The organism is Fundidesulfovibrio putealis DSM 16056, from assembly GCF_000429325.1.
GTDB lineage: Bacteria > Desulfobacterota > Desulfovibrionia > Desulfovibrionales > Desulfovibrionaceae > Fundidesulfovibrio > Fundidesulfovibrio putealis.
The window spans coordinates 17,566-33,735 of the sequence record NZ_KE386885.1; the positions used below are offsets into that span (position 1 = coordinate 17,566).

The window sequence follows — 16,170 nt, forward strand, 5'->3', positions numbered from 1 at the left end:
CCAGCTTCAGGGCATCAGCCGCTCAAGCCTTCTGCCGAGCGCGCCGGACAGGGGCAGGGGCACGACCTCCTCCCCCCGGCGGTCCATGGCCGAATCCACCAGCGCCTGTGCTTCCAAGCGCGAGAGCGCGCCTTCCCGCCGTGCGGCCACCCGCCGGGCGAGCAGCATGCGCGCATCGGCATTGGTTCCTTCTCTGGCCACTTCTCCCGAGAGAAGCTCCCGCGCCGCGACCCGCTCCCCCATGAAATAGCTCTTGCCAGCCAGATAATGCAGCACCGGCATATCCAGGGTCTGCACCGGACCGCGCAGAGGCGGCGGCGCGATCTCGCGCGCCAGCAGGCTCTCAAGCGACCCCAGGCCGATCTCCTCAAGCGAGCGGGCCACGGCAGCGTTGGAGGCAAGCGTCGCGGCGGCAGCCTCCAGGCGTGCGTCCGCGATATCCGCAGACGAGGCCAGCAGGATGAGGTCGTTGGCCTGGCTCATGAAAACGCGCACATGCGCGAACTCGGTCTTGAGCGTCTCCAGGACCGAGCCCAGCACCGTGGCCGAGGCGTCGTAGATGTGGATCCACTGCACGAAAAGACCATCCGGCGCGAGGCGTCCCCTGGCCAGACGGTAGAACTCCCTGGTGAACAGCGCGTCCACCCCCTGCACCCAGGGGTTGCTGGGCTCGGACACGATCAGGTCCCAGCGCTCAGCGGACCGGGCCAGGATGCGGAACGCGTCCCCGTGCAGGACCGCGTGCCTGGGGTCTTGGTGCACGTTCCCGGTGAAGGCCCCGAACAGGGGCAGCGCCTTGATCACCGACGACGAGATCTCCGCCGTGCCGATTCGGGCCACGTCCGGGTACAGGGCCAGCTGCCCGGAGGTGACCCCGGTGCCCATGCCGATCACCAGGGTCCGGGCGCGTCCAGGGGACAGGAGCGCGGGCAAATGCGCCAAAAGCCGCAAGGTGGCCATGTCGGCCACCGTGGAGGAATCGGACTTGCCGTTCACCATGATGGCCAGGGGCGCTTCGGGGTGCCAGGGCTGGCGTGGGGCGCGCACCACGGCGGCGGAGCACTCGGGGCCGTCCTCCAGGAACAGGCCCTGCGCGCCGTCCAGGAACTCCCGGTAGAACGCTCCGGGCGGCAGCTGCGAATAGATCAGGGGCGTCTGCACACGGAAGGTGCCCACCATGAAACGCTGCGGGTCGTAGGCCGGATTGGACGGTATCAGGGCCACGGCGCATGCTGCCGCCAGGGCCGTGCCCCAGCGGGCCGCGCGCGAAAGCTCCCAGGCGGCAAGCCAGGCCCCGAACAGGGCCAGCACCGCGCACAGAAGATATATCTGCCCATTGTTCAGAAACGGATGGAGCATGAGCCCGGCAATCAGGCTGCCGGAAAGGTTGCCTATGGTGTTGGCGCAGAGAATCCGGCCGCTCAGGGCTCCCACAGTGGCCAAGTCGCTGCGCAGACGGTTGAAGATGAGAGGCACGGCAGCGCCGATGAGCATGGCCGGAAGCCCCGCGACAAGGGCCAGCGCTGCGAACTCGGCAGCCTGGAAGCCCCAGAACCCGGCCAACGTCGGCGCGAACACGAGGCGCAGCCTGTGGGTCCAGTAGGGCCAGGTGTCCAGGGCGGGATACAGCAGCAGGAGCAGGGCCGCGATAAGAAGCTGGTTCACCCACATGGCCGAAAGACCCAGGCGGGAGAATCTCCCGGCCAGCAGCGCACCTGCGGCGATGGCCAGCACGAACATGCCCACCACCATGGTGAAGGCGTAGGTGGAGCCGCCCACGGACAGGGCCACGAACCGCACCAGCACGTTCTCCAGGCCCATGGCCTGGAAGCCGTTCAGCAGGGCCAGGGCCAGAAGCGCCGCCACGGGGGAGCGCCCTGCGGACATCTGCGGACGGGACTGCACCGGTACGGAGGTGAACGAGTGCGCGGGCGCGAGCCAGAACCAGCAGGCGGCCAGCAGGTTGAAGGCCGCCGCGAGCCTGAGGCTCCCGGGCAGGCCCAGCTCAGGCACGGCCACGTAGCCCGCCGCCACCGCCCCCAGGAAGGCCCCGGCGGTGTTCACGCCGTAGAGAACGGCATGGACCCGGCCCGAGGATTCCAGGTCCCGGCTCAGGGCCTGGGTCAGCAGAGGCACTGTCGCGCCCATGCACACCGCAGGCGGCCCGATGAGCACGGCGGCCAGCCCGAACCCCTGGAAGGCCAGCCCCAGGGGCGGCTCCAGGGCCAGCCCCGCGCTGGCTGACTCCACCAGGGAAAAAATGACGGGGAAGGCCAGTCCCCACAGCCCGATGAAGGCCTCGGCCAGGGCGTAGGCCCGAAAGGGCCTGGACACGCGACGGGCCAGGCGGCCAAAGGCCCAGTAGCCAAGCGACAGCCCGCCCAGGAACGCGGCCAGCACCACCGCGGTGGCGGCCGCGTCGCCGCCCAGGAGCCGGGCCAGATAGCGCTGCCAGACCACCTCGTCCATCATGGCGGACGCGCCGGTGAGAAACACCAGCGACGCAGTGGCCGCAGACGCCGGGAAAGACCGGGCGAGCGCCTTCATGGGCGCGTCCTTGCCCGGAGCAGGGCTGTGGCCAGCCGCATCGAAGCAACCATTCTGTATCCTTGCGAAAGTGGCCCCGCTTTTGCTCTACCGGGCATCCTTGCCCCGGGTCAAGGCCGAAACCTGCGGCATGATCCTGAATACAGGCAGGCTCCCTCCGGTCTCTCCCGGCCTGCGGGGGAGGCTCCGAATCCAGCGGCCCCCTGCAGAAGACTCAATGCCGGACGAATCGCTTTCTCGCATTTTCGTTTGACACAATCCCCGCCTCCGGTTGAGAGAATGGACGCAAACGGGCTTCACGCCCTGGCGATGCTCCAAGCAAAGGAGGTCCACGTGGACAGGTTGGAAATTCTCGCGCGCGCCTGGACGGTCGGGACCAACGTCGAAGGCCTGGACAAGGTGGACGCCATCCGCGCCATCCAGACCGCCGAAGGGTACGAAGCCTGCTTCGGGTGCGGCTGTTTCGCCACCTGCGGCCAACCCCACTGCGCCTTCCGGGCGGACTGCGAGCAGATCACGCTCATTGAGGACCCCTGTGAGGTGGTGGCCTGCGACATCGTCCCCCCCGGCAAGAAATAGTCCGACAACAGTCCGGGCGGATTGATTTTTCCCAAACAAGACTTGACCGGTCGTGTTTTTCTCCCTATATATTGAAAGCATTGTGGGCCGAGTGCCTGATTCAAGGGCTTATGCCCTTCATTCTGCAGCGCTCTCCCGTCCTGGACAATGTTGATTGAGTGCATATTTTCTATTGCGCTCGTTGTAGTAGTTTTGTTTTTTGCCAAACACGAGCGACAACCCGGAGATTTGCATGAACAACATTCGCGTCGGAGTCCGTCTTGTAACCGCATTCCTGCTCGTCGCCCTGCTGACAACTCTGATCGGCGTGCTGGGTTACACGGGTCTTAACTCCACCAAAGCCTACCTGGACAGCAGCAACAAGGACTCCATTCCGGGGATAACCTATCTGGCGACCATGCGCTTCCAGTTGCGCAACCTCGTAGTGGTGCAACGCACCCTGCTGAACGACAAGCTCCCCCCCCAGGAGCGCCAGCGCCAGCGCGACAACTTCGACGAATCCCGCAAGGCGTACCGTGAAGCCATGGAAGCCTATGAAAAGCTCCCGCTGAGCGCCGAGGAAGCGGTCGAATTCAGGGTTTTCAAGCAGAGCATCGAAGCCGGGCGCGTGATAAACGACCAGATCATGAAGCTCATCGGGGAGTGGGAAAAGGACCCCAAGAACGAAGCTCTCTTCTCTGCGCTCTCTGACCAGGTGATGGACAAGGGCGTCGCAGCCAACCGAGCCATCAATGACTCGGTGGGCAAACTCATGGCCATCAGCGTGAAGAACGCGCAGGCCGACACGGCCAAGGCGGACAAGGAGGTCGACTTCCTGTCTGCGGTGATGCTGGCCCTGGCCGTAGGCGCGCCCGTGGCCTCCATCCTGCTGGGCCTCTACATCACCCGCACCATCTCCCGGCCCCTGAAGCAGAACCTGGATTTCGCCGACTCCGTGGCCCAGGGGAACCTGAACGCGACGCTCAACGTGACCGGCTCGGACGAGACCGGCAAGCTGGCCGACGGCCTGCGCACCATGGTAGACACCCTCAAGAAGAAGATCGCCGAAGCCGAAGCCGCCAGCGCCCAGGCCCTGCGCGAAACCGAGAACGCCCGTCTGGCCACTGCCGAGGCCGAAAAAGCCAAGGAGATGGCCGAGCGCGCCAAGCAGGAGGGCATGCTCCAGGCCGCAGGGCGCATCGAAGGCGTGGTGGAGGTTGTCACATCGGCTTCCGAACAGCTTTCCGCGCAGATCGAACAGTCCAGCCGAGGCGCCGAGAATCAGGCCCAGCGAGTCGGCGAGACCGCAACCGCCATGGAAGAGATGAACGCCACGGTGCTGGAGGTTGCCCGCAGCGCTTCCCAGGCCGCCGAAACATCAGCAACCGCCAGGGAAAAGGCCGAGGAAGGCTCCAAAACCGTGGACCGGGCGATGCAGGGCATCGGCGAAGCGCAGCGGCAGGCTCTGGCCCTCAGAGACGGCATGACCGCCCTTGGCAAACAGGCTCAGGGCATCGGCCAAGTGATGAACGTCATCTCCGACATCGCCGACCAGACCAACCTCCTGGCCCTGAACGCGGCCATTGAAGCCGCCCGCGCGGGTGACGCCGGTCGCGGATTCGCCGTGGTGGCCGACGAGGTGCGAAAGCTCGCCGAAAAGACCATGACCGCCACCAAGGAAGTGGGTGACTCCATCGGCGCGGTTCAAGAGGGCACGCGAAACAACATCGCCAACGTTGACCGGGCCGTCAGCAAGATAGACGAAGCCACAGTGCTGGCCGGGGAATCCGGCGAGGCCCTGCGCGAGATCGTCTCCCTGGTGGAAGCGGCCTCGGACCAGGTGCGCTCCATCGCCACGGCCAGCGAGCAGCAGTCAGCCGCGAGCGAGGAGATCAACCGCGCCATCGAGGAGATCAGCCAGATCTCCTCCGAAACCTCGGAAGGCATGCGCCAGTCCGCCTTGGCCGTGTCCGAACTGGCCGATCAGGCCCAGGAACTCAAAGGTCTGGTGGACGAGATGAAGTCCGGCGACGATCACCATCATACGGCGCTGTCATCGGCGCGCGCCCACACTCGTCAGGCCTCCCTGCCTGCATCGCGCGTTCAACCGCGCCTGACAGGGAGCGCAAGCCCGCGCAGGCTCGGCTCATAGGAGCCGCTGTCCGCTTCTTTCAGAGGCCCGTCCGGAGTTGTCCGGGCGGGCCTTTTGCGTTTCAAGGAATGTTTCACGTTAAGTTTCAAGCTACGTCCCGGCTGCCTGCATGTGCCTCCTGGACTCGCGAAAGTCGGTTTTCCGCCCCCAAAAACGGATTTTCTACGCCTCCCGAGGGCCACGAGCCCCGCAAACCGTGGCAATTTCCCCACCAATACGATAGACATTCCCCCATGAGCCCAATCAGCACATCAGTCTTCGAACTGTTCAAGATCGGCCCCGGCCCTTCCAGCTCGCACACCATCGGCCCCATGCTGGCCGCCCATGATTTCCTGGAGGACGCCCGCAGCCTGCCGCCGGACCTCCTGGCGCGCGTGGCCTCGCTGGAGGTCCGCCTGTACGGTTCGCTGGCGGCAACGGGGCGCGGGCACGGGACGGTGCGGGCCGTGCTGGCCGGGCTCCTGGGCCATCGCCCGGAGACCTGCCCGCCGGACATCCTGGACGCCATGAGCCGCTTCGACTCCGGCGCGGTCAGCCTGGACGGACGCCAGATCGTCATCTCCGAAGACACCGTGGTGTTCGACTACCTCACCGTGCCCGACCACCATCCCAATACCATCCGACTGCGCCTCAAGGACGACTCCGGCGCGGTGCTGCATGAGCGCGAAGCCTACTCCGTGGGGGGAGGCTTCATCGAGTGGCAGGGCCAAGCCCCGCCGGAACGCCCTGAAGTGCCGCACCACTATTCCAACATGACCGAGTTGCTGGAGATCATCGCGAAAACAGGCCTCTCCCTGCCTGAGGTGCTCATGGCCAACGAGATGGCCCTCACCGGGCTTTCGCGCCAGGACATAGCAGGCAAGCTCGAGCACGTGATGCGCGTCATGGAGGACGCTGTGGAGCGCGGCCTGGAGGAGGAAGGCCCCCTGCCCGGCCCGCTCGGCCTGCACCGCAAGGCCAAGGCCCTGTTCGAGCGCTACCGCCAGGACCCCCAGATGCAGGACCGGCCCATCCTGGCCCTGTGCGCCTGCGCCTTCGCCGCCTCCGAGGAGAACGCCGCCGGGCACACCATCGTCACCGCGCCCACGGCGGGAGGCTCCGGTGTTCTGCCCGCCGTGCTGTACGTTACCAAGAACCTGCGCCCCACGGCGGGCGTATTCCGGAAGGACCTGCGCGAGGCCCTGCTGGCCGCTGCCGTGGTGGGCATGCTGGCCAAGCACAACGCCTCGGTGAGCGGCGCTGAAGTGGGCTGCCAGGGCGAAGTGGGCGTGGCCTCGGCCATGGCCGCAGCGTTTCTGGGACAGGTGTACGGCAATCCCGCCCACGTGATCGAGAACGCTGCCGAGACCGCGCTCGAGCACCACCTGGGCCTGACCTGCGACCCGGTGCAGGGCTACGTGCAGATCCCATGCATCGAGCGAAACGCCATGGGCGCGGTGAAAGCCTTCGCCGCCTACCAGATCGCCGCCGCAGAAGTGCCTGGGCACCACATGGTGGGCCTGGACCAGGCCATCAAGGCCATGGCCGAAACCGGGCGCGACATGTGCGCCAAATACAAGGAGACCGCCCAGGGCGGGCTGGCCGCCAGCGTCCGCTGCTGATTACGCAATCACGCCCGTGCCGGTTCCCCTGTGAACCGGCAATTTCATTTGTTCGACGCCTAAGCTTCACAGGGCCATGCTGGATAGGGAGATCACTTCACCCTATCCGGAGGTCCCCTCATGAACTTTTCCCCTGACCGCAGGCGCGTGCTGGCCCTCGGAGCCGCTGCCGGAGCCGTCCTGGCCGCCGGGGCGGTCCTGCCCGGCCACGTCCACGCCAAAACCACCCAGGCCACGCTGGATGAATGCCTGTCGCTCACTCCCGAGCAGATGGCCCGTAAATCCCCCCACGTGACCCACTCCTGGGATTACATCAAGAAGTCCGTGGGCGCCGTGAAGGACGCCGGGCTGCGCGCCAAGACCATGGCCATCCTGGACAACCCCGCGCCCTCCCTGGCCGCCCGCCTGGACGCCAAGTCCCGCGCCGAGGTCTTCGCTGAGCTTACGGCCAAGGGCTACCTGAAGGACTCCTCGGAACAAACCTTCCTGCCCGCCACCAAGGACCCGGCCAAGTCCTCCCAGCCGTTCCTGTCCGCCCCGGGCAGCGGCTACCAGAGCCACCACTCCTACCCCGGCGGCCTGGCCACCCACACCGCCGCCAACCTGATCATCGCCCTGGCCATCCACGACGCCTACAAGGACATCTACGGCTTCAGCCTGGACCGCGACGCCGTCGTTGTGTCCCAGGCCCTGCACGACCTGCACAAGCCCTGGGTGTTCCAGTGGGAGGCATCGGGCGAGTCGCGCAAGGAGAACCCCCTGGCCGGAACCGGCGAGCACCACGTGCTGGGCGTGGCCGAGAGCATCGTGCGCGGCCTGCCCGCCCAGGTGATCATGGCCCAGGCCTGCGCACACAACCATCCGGGCACGGATAAGGACGAGGCTGAAGTGGTCGGCTGGCTGAACGCCGCAGCCATCATCGCGGGCGTGGACCCGGTGAAGGCCGGGCTTCTGGCTCCCGGCGGCAAGACCCTGCCCGAACCCAGACGCATGGAAGGCTTCGTCACCCACCTGGGCGACCACGACTTCGTGCTCACCGTGCCTGCGGCCAAGTGGACCATCACGGCCATGCAGGACGTGGCGCGCAAGCAGTACGGCATGTCCGAAGCCGACCTCACGGGCGCGAAGTTCAACGCCCTGCGTAACTACGCCTTCTCCCAGGTGACCGTGGAAGCGCTGTACCGGGCCTACTCCACCAAGGGAGCAGACGGTCTGGCCGCCGCCGTGGGCAGCGCGGTCAAACCCGCGTAGTATTTCCGAAAGACGCGAGAGCCTGGGCGATCGCGCGCCGCATCCGGCGCACGTTTCCATAAAAACGCCGCCGGCCTCCCCGGAACTTCCGGGGCGGCGCGGCGGCGCGCTCTTTCCCAATATTCCCGGCTATCTTTTCTTGGGCGACAGCTTCGCGGAAATCCAGGCCGCATTGTCGTCCACGTAGGCGGCCACCTTCACGCTGAAATACCAGCCCAGCGCGCCCAGCACCACGAACTTGAGCCAGGGCGAGAACGAGGCCACGGGCACGTCCAGGTAGCTGAGTATCGGCTGGTGCAGGAGATAAATGGCGTAGGACGCGCCCGAGAGCCACAGCACCTTGGGGTGCGCCCCCAGGCGGGTGGCGAGCGGCAGGGCGAACAGCACCACGAACACGGCCAGGGTCCAGGCCACGTTGGCGAACCAGGGGCGCGGCACGCCAAGCATCCACAGGACAAGGCTCACGCCGCAGGCTCCGAAGATCAGCCCGCCGAGCTTGGCGTCAATGGGCCAGACCCGTTCGGGGCGTTCCTTCCAGAGCTCGGCCATCCACATGCCGATGAGAAACTCCGGCAGGCGCGACGGCAGGTTGAAGCTGGAGAGAAAGGCCAGGGTGTCGCCGATGCCGCCGGGAGCCGTGCGGCCCCAGATTTTCAGCGCCTCGGTGAGGGGCCAGACGACGAGCGTGACGGCGATGGTCAGTTTTGCCGCGCCGAATTTGCGGTACTGCTTGAGGAGCCACGGATAGGCCAGGGTGAACTGGATGAGCAGGCCCAGCCACCAGTAGGCTGCCGTGTTGGACATGAAGGACTGGGGCCTCAGCGGGTCCAGGAAGAAGATGTGCGACAGGGTCGAGGGCAGCCAGGCCGACAGGTCGATGACCCGGTAGACCACGGCGTTGCCCAGCACCACCAGCGCCACGGCGATGTAGTAGTGCGGGCACAGGCGCGCCAGGCGCTTGGGCAGGAAATCGCGCAGCGTGGGGATGGGGGCGGGGTTTGCGCCCACGTAGGGCATGGCCAGCAGGAAGCTGGTCATCACGTTGAAGACCACCACCCCAAGGGCCATGTCCAGGAAGGCCTCGCCGATGAGGGTCCCGGCCTGGGCGTCGCGCAGGGGGCCTATTCCTTGAAACAGATGGTGCAGGAAGATGCCCACCATGGCCACGGCACGGATGAAATGCAGTTGGGGAATGTCTCTCTTCACTGGGAACGCCTCCTGATGGTCTCCAGGGACGATACCCGAGCCCCCATACCCCTGCAAGGGCGACCTCCCGCAATGACGCTGGATTGTGAAATTTACAACAATGTAAGAATTATTCTTGCCATCGGTTTGTTCCCCGGATAAATCCGCCTACCATTGAGAAGTGGCGTTCCGGTCCGGCTGGGCAGCACGGACCTTGCCTTCACGGCAACGTCAGCGACAGGCAGCACGAGACACATTGCGACACCAGGTCACCCGGACGCGTCCCAACAGCGCGAACGGGCGAGTTTTGCCAAACGAAAATCCGCCCGAGGGCGGCTGGGAAGAGGTGCGTCCAGAGTGGTCACCATTGCGGAAGAATGGCTCAATTCGTGTTCGGGCTGCGAAATCGCCCTGCTGAACCTTGGCGAGACCCTGCTTGATCTCCTGCCGGACCTGTCCTTCGTGCACATCCCCGTGCTCGCAGACAACAAATACTACGGCCAGACCGGCGAGCGAAGCGCCCTGGAGATCCCCAAGGCCCAGGTGGGCATCATCTCCGGGGGCGTGCGCAACGAAGAGCACCTGGAAGTGCTGCACGTCATGCGCAAACAGACCGACATCCTGGTGGCCCTGGGAACCTGCGCCACCGAGGGCGGCATCCCGGCCCTGGCCAACCTGACCTCCACGGCCTCCATGCGCGAGATGGTCTATCGCGGCCAGCCCTCCACCGTGCCCGGCCCCGATCCGGACACCGAAGCCCACCACCTGCCGCGCATGCTGGAGCGCTGCGACGCCCTGCACCAGCACGTGGCCGTGGACCTGTCCATCCCCGGATGCCCGCCGCATCCCGACTGGATCGCCGAGGCCATCGGGGCGCTCCTGGCCGGACGCGCGCCGAAGTTGCCCAGCCGCTCGGTCTGCGACGGGTGCCCCACGTATCGCACCGGCAAAAGCAGCTCCCCCGCCCTGCACCGCCTGCTGGACCAGCCCGCTTACGACGCCGACCAGGGCCTGGACGCCATGCAGTGCCTGCTGGAGCAGGGCTTCATGTGCCTTGGCCCGGTGACCCGGCGCGGCTGCGGAGGCCGCACGGGCTCGCCGCGCTGCATAAGCGCGCGCGTGCCCTGCCGGGGCTGCTACGGGCGCATCTCCGCGCACACCATGCCCATGGTGGACTACGTGGGCGCGCTCACCTCGGTGGGCCAGAATTTCGCCGCCATGCCCGACAAGCAGGGGTATCTCTCCCGCTTCGACGGGTCCGAGGCCATCCTCAAGAAGTTGGAGGACTAGACCGACATGTCACAGACCATCCGCATCGCGCCGCTCACGCGCATAGAGGGCCACGCCGCCCTGGACATCCACCTGGACCAGGACGGCGACGTGTCCGAGGCCCGCATGACGGTCATGAGCCTGCGCGGGTTCGAGAAATTCGTGGTGGGACGCCCCGTGGAGGAGGTGCCGCGCATCGTCACCCGCATCTGCGGCATCTGCCCCTGGCAGCACCATCTGGCCTCCACCAAGGCCGCCGAGGCCTGCCTGGGGGTCACCCCCACGCCCACGGCCACCAAGCTGCGCGAGCTCTGCCAGATGCTGGCCACCATCCCCGACAAGATCCTGCACTTCTACTTTCTGGCCGCCCCGGACTTCGTGCTCGGCCCCGACTCCGACCCGGCGGGCCGCAACGTGGTCGGGCTGGTGGGCGCCGCGCCGGAGCTGGCCCGCAAGGCCGCGCTCATGCGCTACAAGACCCAGATGGGGCTCGAAAAGTTCGCGGGCAAGGTCATCCATCCGGTGGCCGTGCTGGTGGGCGGCTTCTCCAAGCCGCTCATGGAGGAAGACCGCCGAGAGCTGACCGCCCTGGCCCAGGAAGCCCTGGCCTTCAGCCTGGAGAGCGTGAAGCTGGCGCGCGAGCAGATTTTCCCCAAATACCTGAAGCTCTTCCAGGAGCTCGGCGAATACCCCAGCGCTTACCTGGGGCTCGTGAACCCAGACGACGGGGCCATGGCCCTCTACGACGGCATATTCCGCCTCATGGATCAGGACGGCTCCTACGACGAGTTCCCGGCTTCGGACTATCTGGCACACCTGGCCGAGAAGGTCGAACCCTGGAGCTACCTGAAATTCCCGTACATGCGAAAGTCCGGCAGGCTGGTCATGGACGAGAAAGCGCCCGTCGGCGTGTACCGCACCAACTGCCTGGCCCGCGTGAACGTGTGTGAGGGCATCTCCACCCCCCAGGCCCACGGCGAGCTGGAAATCTTCCGGCGCGAGTTCGGACGCCCCGCGCACCAGGCCTTCCTGTACCACTGGGCGCGGCTCATCGAGCTGGTGCACTGCTGCGAGCGGGCCCTGGAACTGTTGGCCGACCCGGAAATCATGGGCCGCGACATCCGCACCCAGCCCATCGCGCCCCGCGCGGGCGAAGGCGTCGGCTGCGTGGAGGCCCCGCGCGGCAGCCTGATCTATCATCTGAAGACCGACCACGAGGGCATGGTCACTGCCGCAAACCTGCTGGCCGGAACCACCCACAACAACGCGGGCATGAACCTCTCGCTCAAGCAGGCGGCCAAGACGGCCATCCGTGGCGGCGTGTACGACCAGGGCCTGTTGAACACCGTGGAGATGTGCGTGCGCGCCTACGACCCGTGAATGAGCTGCGCCACGCACCGCCTGGACGGCGGTGTCGACATGACCGTGCGGCTTCTGGATACCAAGGGCGAGGTGCTCGACGTGCTGAGGCGTTCCTGATGGACTGGTCCGCCATGTTCAGCGCGCCGGTCGTGGTGCTGGGCTGCGGCAACACCCTGTTCGGCGACGATGGCATCGGGCCGAGGGCCGTTGCCGAGCTGGCCGACGAATGCCATCCAGACAGTGGAGCCGTATTCCTGGACGCGGGCACCTCGGTGCGCACGCTGCTGGCCGACCTGCTGCTCTCGGGCGCGTCGCCCAGGCGGCTGATCGTGGTGGACGCGGTGATGGAGCCGGACCGCGAGCCGGGGAGCATCCTCGAGTGGCCCCTGCGCGACAGTTCAGACCCCGGCAAGCGCCCCGCCAGCCTGCATCAGGCCCCCACGCCGATGCTGCTGGAGGCGGTGCGCAGCCGCCTGGGCTGCGAGGTGCGGGTGCTGACCGTGCAAGCCGCGCGCATCCCCGAAGAGATGGACGAAACCATGAGCCCCGAGGCCCTGGCCGCTCTCCCAGAACTCAAGGCCGCCATCAGGCGGCTGTGCAGCGCTTCAAGGAGTGACGCATGAACCGCATCGACCATCCGTCCCTGTCCATGGACATGGACCGCCTGATTCACGACTTCTCCCTCTGCCACGGCTGCGGCCTGTGCGGAGAGGTCTGCCCGCGCGGGGCCATCACCGTGGACAGCGTGCGCGAGCCCTCCGGGGGCCTGGGCAAGCACCCCCACCTGGACGAGAGCGCCTGCATCCACTGCGGACGTTGCGGCTCGGTCTGCGCCAGCGGCGCAATCGGCCAGGAGAAGTTCACGGAGCTGGTGGAGCAGATGCAGGCCGGGAACGAGGATCATCTGGTGTTCTTCTGCCGCGCGCTCAACCTTGCCCAGCCAAGCATCCTGGAATCCGGCGAGTTCGGCCTGAACACGCCCCTGGTGAACGTGCGCAAGGTGCCCCAGCTCTCGCGGGTCGCGCTCCCTGACGGCGTCAAACTGGTGGACGTGCGCTGCACGGGACGCATCGGGGCGCGCACGCTGCTGTCGCTGTTGCTGGCCGGGGTGAAGGGCGTTTTGATCTTCGCCTGCCCACCCCACGACTGCGAATACGGCAGGGACACCTGTCTGGCCGCGCTGCACGTGGATGGTCTGCGCTCTCTGCTGAAGGCCTACGGCATGGGGGATTCGCGGGTGGAGATACTCTTCGAGCAGCCCGCCAGCCCGGCGGAGGTGGAAGCCGTGATCGAGCGATTCCGCCAGGGACGCCTGAAGGTGACCGGGCAGGCCCTCCGCAAGGACTCTTCAAACAACCGGGTCAGCGGCTTCTGAGCCCGACTTCGACGCACTGAAACCCGAAGCCCCTTTCCGGTCCGCCGGGCAGGGGCTTCGCTCTTTTGCGGCTTATTCGAACCGGATGACCACCAGGGTGACGTCGTCTTCCTGCGCGCCGCCGTCCAGGAACTCGCGCCAGTCTTCCGTGATGGCGTCCAGGATTTCCTGGGCGGACTTCCCAGCATCCTGAGCGGCGCTGCGCCTGATGACCTCGCGCAGGCGGTCCTTGCCGTACATCACCGAGCCGTCGGGGCTGAAGCTCTCCCACAGGCCGTCCGTGCCGAGCACCAGCACCTTGCCCTGGGGCCATTCCCCCAGGCGGCGGGCCATGTAGGAGCTCTCCTGGTCCACGGCCAGGGGCAGGCCGCGCCCCATCAGTTCAGAGAACTCGTCCGTGGCCGGGTCGTAGATCATGGCAGGGTCGTGCCCCGCGCGCACCCACTCCAGGCGCTTGTTCACCGGGTCCAGCACCAGCATGAACATGGTGATGAAGTGGCTGCTGGAGGCCACGTCGCGGGACAGGTGGCGGTTCAGGGTGGTCACGATGCGCGAGGTGTCCGACAGGCACAGCGCGGCCTGACGCAGGAATCCCCTGGCAGAGGCCATGAGCAGGGCCGAATCCACGCCGTGGCCGGATACGTCCGCCACCACCACGGCCAGATTGTCCCCGGCCAGCTCCAGAAAATCGTAGTAGTCGCCCCCGGTCTGGCCGGAATAGATGGCCGTGGCGGCCATCTCCATGCCGGGGCGCAGGGGGATCTTGCCCGGCAGCAGGCTTTGCTGCACGGCCTGGGCCTGATCCAGGGCCTTCATCAGCTCGGTGCGGTGCCGTAGCCCCTCGATCATGGCGTTGGTGCGCGCGGCGATCACCCCGAACTCGTCCGCCGTGGCCACGGGGATGAACTTGCTGAGGTCTCCCCGGCTGACGGCCTCCAGCACTGTGGTCTGCTCACCCAGGAGGCGACGCAGGTTCTCGGAGTAGCGCATCACCAGAAGGGCCACCGCCACCAGCAGAATCACCGTGACGTACACCACTTCCAAGGTCACGGCGCGCTTGGCCTCGGCCAGGGCCGCCGGGCTGCCGGTCTGCCCGGCCAGCCAGTCCACGCCGTTGGTCAGGATGACGGTCAGGAGCGCCGAAACCACCACGGCCGACCCCAGGCCCGCCACGGCGAACTTGCGGGCCATGGGGCGGATGCGCTCCGGCGGGATGCGCCAGTTCTTGGTGCAGGCCCGGTCGATTATGCGCCGCTGGCGCGACAGGGTGGAATCCATTGCCAGGAAAAAGGCCAGGGCGGCCATGCCGATCCACAGCTTCACCCCGCTGAACAGGGGGAAGTCCAGCACGATGGCCTCAAAGCTGAGGGCGAACGCCCCGCCCAGGAATCCAAGGCTGAAGTCCAGCACGAACTGCCAGCGGGGTTGATCGAAAATGTCGCGGCTCTCCACCAGGGCCTTTTCCAAAGGCGACCGGAAGAGCAGCGGCAGCGAGAAGCCGCCCAGGATGATCGCCCCCAGTTCCACGGGGGGCAGGGCATCCATGAAGGGTCAGACCCGGCCTCCGTAGATGGCCAGAAGAACCGACCCCAGCAGGTAGCCAAGCCAGAGGCGAAGCGTCGGAGACATTTTCATGCCCTTTCAGATACCCCAGAGCGCTGCGGTAGGGAATATCAAAATCATCCAGCCCCGCTCGTCTCAAGCCGTTCGCATGCCCCGCGAAGCCCACTGAGGGTCCAGGGGGATCATCCCCCTGGCGGGTCCAGGGCAGCGCCCTGGCGGGTCCGGGCGGAGCCCGGTGTGAATGAATCCGGCTTCTATCTGAAATTCTTGCTCTTTATATCGTCAAGAAAGCCTCCGGCGGCCAAAGGGCTTCGCCCTCTGGACACCCATATAGGAAGGCCGGGTTCTCTGCTGGTGTGCAAAGAACCCGGCCTGAACCGATACGTCAAGACGAGAAGCGTTTATGCGTGCGGTTAGCGTCCGGCCATGGCGCGCAGCCTGCGGATGCGCTCCTCGGTGGGCGGGTGGGTGGAGAACAGCCCGGCCACTCCGCCGCCGCTCAGGGGGCTTATGATGAACATGTTCTCCGTGGCCGGGTTCGCGCCATGCATGGGGATGGCGTGGGCGTAGTCGTCCAGCTTCTGGAGCGCTCCTGCCAGGGGCAGCGGGTTTCCGGCCAGCTTCGCGCCGGTCTCGTCGGCCAGGTACTCGCGCGAGCGCGAGATGGCCATCTGGATGAGCATGGCCGCGATGGGGGCCACGATGGCCATGAGGATGGCTCCGAAGGCTCCGCCTCCGCCGCCCTCCTCGTCGCTCGAGCGGCCCATGCCGAAGATCGCGCCCCACTGGAGCATGGTGGCCACGCTGGTGATGGCTCCGCCCACCACGGCGGCGATGGTCTGCACCAGAATGTCGCGGTTCTTGATGTGAGCCATCTCGTGGGCCAGGATGCCTGAGAGTTCCTCGGGCGACACCAGGCGCAGGAGCCCTTCGGTCACGGCCACGGCTGCGTTGGCGGGGTTTCGCCCGGTGGCGAAGGCGTTGGGCTGTTCCTGGGGAACAAGATAGAGCTTGGGCATGGGCAGGCCCGCGTTGGCCGCGAGCTGTCGCGTCAGGTCGAAGAGGCCCGGCGCGTCTTCCTCGGAGAGTTCCTGGGCGCGGTACATGGACAGGACGATCCTGTCCGAGAACCAATAGCTGCCCACGTTCATCACAACGGCCATCACCAGGGCTATCACCAGCCCGGTCTTGCCGCCCATGGCAGAGCCCATGAGCACCAGCACGGCGGTCAAAAGGCCGAGCAGAAGGCCCGTCTTCAACTGACTGGTCATCGTCTCCTCCCGATCCGGAAGCGGTCTTTCCTGAGT

The 16,170-nt window shown here is 66.5% G+C and carries 12 protein-coding genes; 8 read left to right on the forward strand and 4 right to left on the reverse strand.

The window, feature by feature from the left end:
- Positions 1-6: 6 nt before the first annotated feature.
- On the reverse strand, positions 7-2,547 hold the full coding sequence (locus G453_RS0116880) for a fused MFS/spermidine synthase (RefSeq protein ID WP_027191989.1): 2,541 nt from the start codon (positions 2,545-2,547) through the stop codon (positions 7-9).
- A 333-nt stretch (positions 2,548-2,880) separates the two neighbouring features.
- Between G453_RS0116880 and G453_RS28180 the strand changes: the two genes are divergently transcribed.
- The 4 genes from G453_RS28180 to G453_RS0116900 all read left to right on the forward strand — a co-directional run bounded on the left by G453_RS28180 (position 2,881) and on the right by G453_RS0116900 (position 8,109).
- Positions 2,881-3,126, forward strand: coding sequence for a hypothetical protein (locus tag G453_RS28180; RefSeq protein ID WP_205620082.1), 246 nt, complete (start codon positions 2,881-2,883; stop codon positions 3,124-3,126).
- 232 nt (positions 3,127-3,358) lie between these two features.
- Entirely contained in the window at positions 3,359-5,257 is a 1,899-nt protein-coding gene (locus G453_RS24795) for a methyl-accepting chemotaxis protein (protein ID WP_084502470.1), read from the forward strand.
- Between the two features lie 233 nt (positions 5,258-5,490).
- On the forward strand, positions 5,491-6,858 hold the full coding sequence (locus G453_RS0116895; RefSeq protein ID WP_027191990.1) for an L-serine ammonia-lyase: 1,368 nt from the start codon (positions 5,491-5,493) through the stop codon (positions 6,856-6,858).
- A gap of 120 nt (positions 6,859-6,978) precedes the next feature.
- Positions 6,979-8,109, forward strand: coding sequence for a hypothetical protein (locus tag G453_RS0116900; RefSeq protein ID WP_027191991.1), 1,131 nt, complete (start codon positions 6,979-6,981; stop codon positions 8,107-8,109).
- A 129-nt stretch (positions 8,110-8,238) separates the two neighbouring features.
- On the opposite strand, the gene G453_RS24800 is transcribed toward G453_RS0116900, so the two are convergent.
- On the reverse strand, positions 8,239-9,315 hold the full coding sequence (locus tag G453_RS24800; RefSeq protein WP_051272543.1) for an acyltransferase family protein: 1,077 nt from the start codon (positions 9,313-9,315) through the stop codon (positions 8,239-8,241).
- 336 nt (positions 9,316-9,651) lie between these two features.
- On the opposite strand from G453_RS24800, the gene G453_RS0116910 reads away from it, so the two are divergent.
- The 4 genes from G453_RS0116910 to G453_RS0116930 all read left to right on the forward strand — a co-directional run bounded on the left by G453_RS0116910 (position 9,652) and on the right by G453_RS0116930 (position 13,300).
- Entirely contained in the window at positions 9,652-10,584 is a 933-nt protein-coding gene (locus tag G453_RS0116910; protein WP_027191992.1) for an NADH-quinone oxidoreductase subunit B family protein, read from the forward strand.
- Positions 10,585-10,590: 6 nt separating this feature from the next.
- Positions 10,591-11,943: a Ni/Fe hydrogenase subunit alpha gene (locus G453_RS0116915; protein ID WP_027191993.1), complete on the forward strand. Its 1,353-nt coding sequence runs from the start codon at positions 10,591-10,593 to the stop codon at positions 11,941-11,943.
- A 98-nt stretch (positions 11,944-12,041) separates the two neighbouring features.
- Positions 12,042-12,548 (forward strand): hydrogenase maturation protease, encoded by a 507-nt coding sequence (locus G453_RS0116925; protein WP_027191994.1) that lies wholly within the window; start codon positions 12,042-12,044, stop codon positions 12,546-12,548.
- Positions 12,545-13,300, forward strand: a complete 756-nt coding sequence (locus G453_RS0116930) for a hydrogenase iron-sulfur subunit (RefSeq protein ID WP_027191995.1) — start codon at positions 12,545-12,547, stop codon at positions 13,298-13,300. Before G453_RS0116925 ends, G453_RS0116930 begins: the two co-directional genes overlap by 4 nt.
- 72 nt (positions 13,301-13,372) lie before the next feature.
- Here G453_RS0116930 and G453_RS26630 read toward each other — a convergent pair whose 3' ends face one another.
- Both G453_RS26630 and htpX read right to left on the reverse strand, forming a co-directional pair.
- Positions 13,373-14,845, reverse strand: coding sequence for a PP2C family protein-serine/threonine phosphatase (locus G453_RS26630; protein WP_051272544.1), 1,473 nt, complete (start codon positions 14,843-14,845; stop codon positions 13,373-13,375).
- Positions 14,846-15,276: 431 nt separating this feature from the next.
- Positions 15,277-16,134, reverse strand: coding sequence for a zinc metalloprotease HtpX (gene htpX / locus G453_RS0116940; protein ID WP_027191996.1), 858 nt, complete (start codon positions 16,132-16,134; stop codon positions 15,277-15,279).
- Positions 16,135-16,170: the final 36 nt, after the last annotated feature.

What these genes read in the sequence shown, in the direction of transcription:
- G453_RS0116915 (WP_027191993.1), top strand. Translation starts at nt 10,591, where the DNA reads ATGTCACAGACCATCCGCATCGCGCCGCTCACGCGCATAGAGGGCCAC.
- G453_RS0116930 (WP_027191995.1), top strand. Translation starts at nt 12,545, where the DNA reads ATGAACCGCATCGACCATCCGTCCCTGTCCATGGACATGGACCGCCTG.
- G453_RS0116880 (WP_027191989.1), bottom strand. Translation starts at nt 2,547, where the DNA reads ATGAAGGCGCTCGCCCGGTCTTTCCCGGCGTCTGCGGCCACTGCGTCG.
- htpX (WP_027191996.1), bottom strand. Translation starts at nt 16,134, where the DNA reads ATGACCAGTCAGTTGAAGACGGGCCTTCTGCTCGGCCTTTTGACCGCC.
- G453_RS0116900 (WP_027191991.1), top strand. Translation starts at nt 6,979, where the DNA reads ATGAACTTTTCCCCTGACCGCAGGCGCGTGCTGGCCCTCGGAGCCGCT.
- G453_RS0116895 (WP_027191990.1), top strand. Translation starts at nt 5,491, where the DNA reads ATGAGCCCAATCAGCACATCAGTCTTCGAACTGTTCAAGATCGGCCCC.
- G453_RS24795 (WP_084502470.1), top strand. Translation starts at nt 3,359, where the DNA reads ATGAACAACATTCGCGTCGGAGTCCGTCTTGTAACCGCATTCCTGCTC.
- G453_RS0116925 (WP_027191994.1), top strand. Translation starts at nt 12,042, where the DNA reads ATGGACTGGTCCGCCATGTTCAGCGCGCCGGTCGTGGTGCTGGGCTGC.
- G453_RS26630 (WP_051272544.1), bottom strand. Translation starts at nt 14,845, where the DNA reads ATGGATGCCCTGCCCCCCGTGGAACTGGGGGCGATCATCCTGGGCGGC.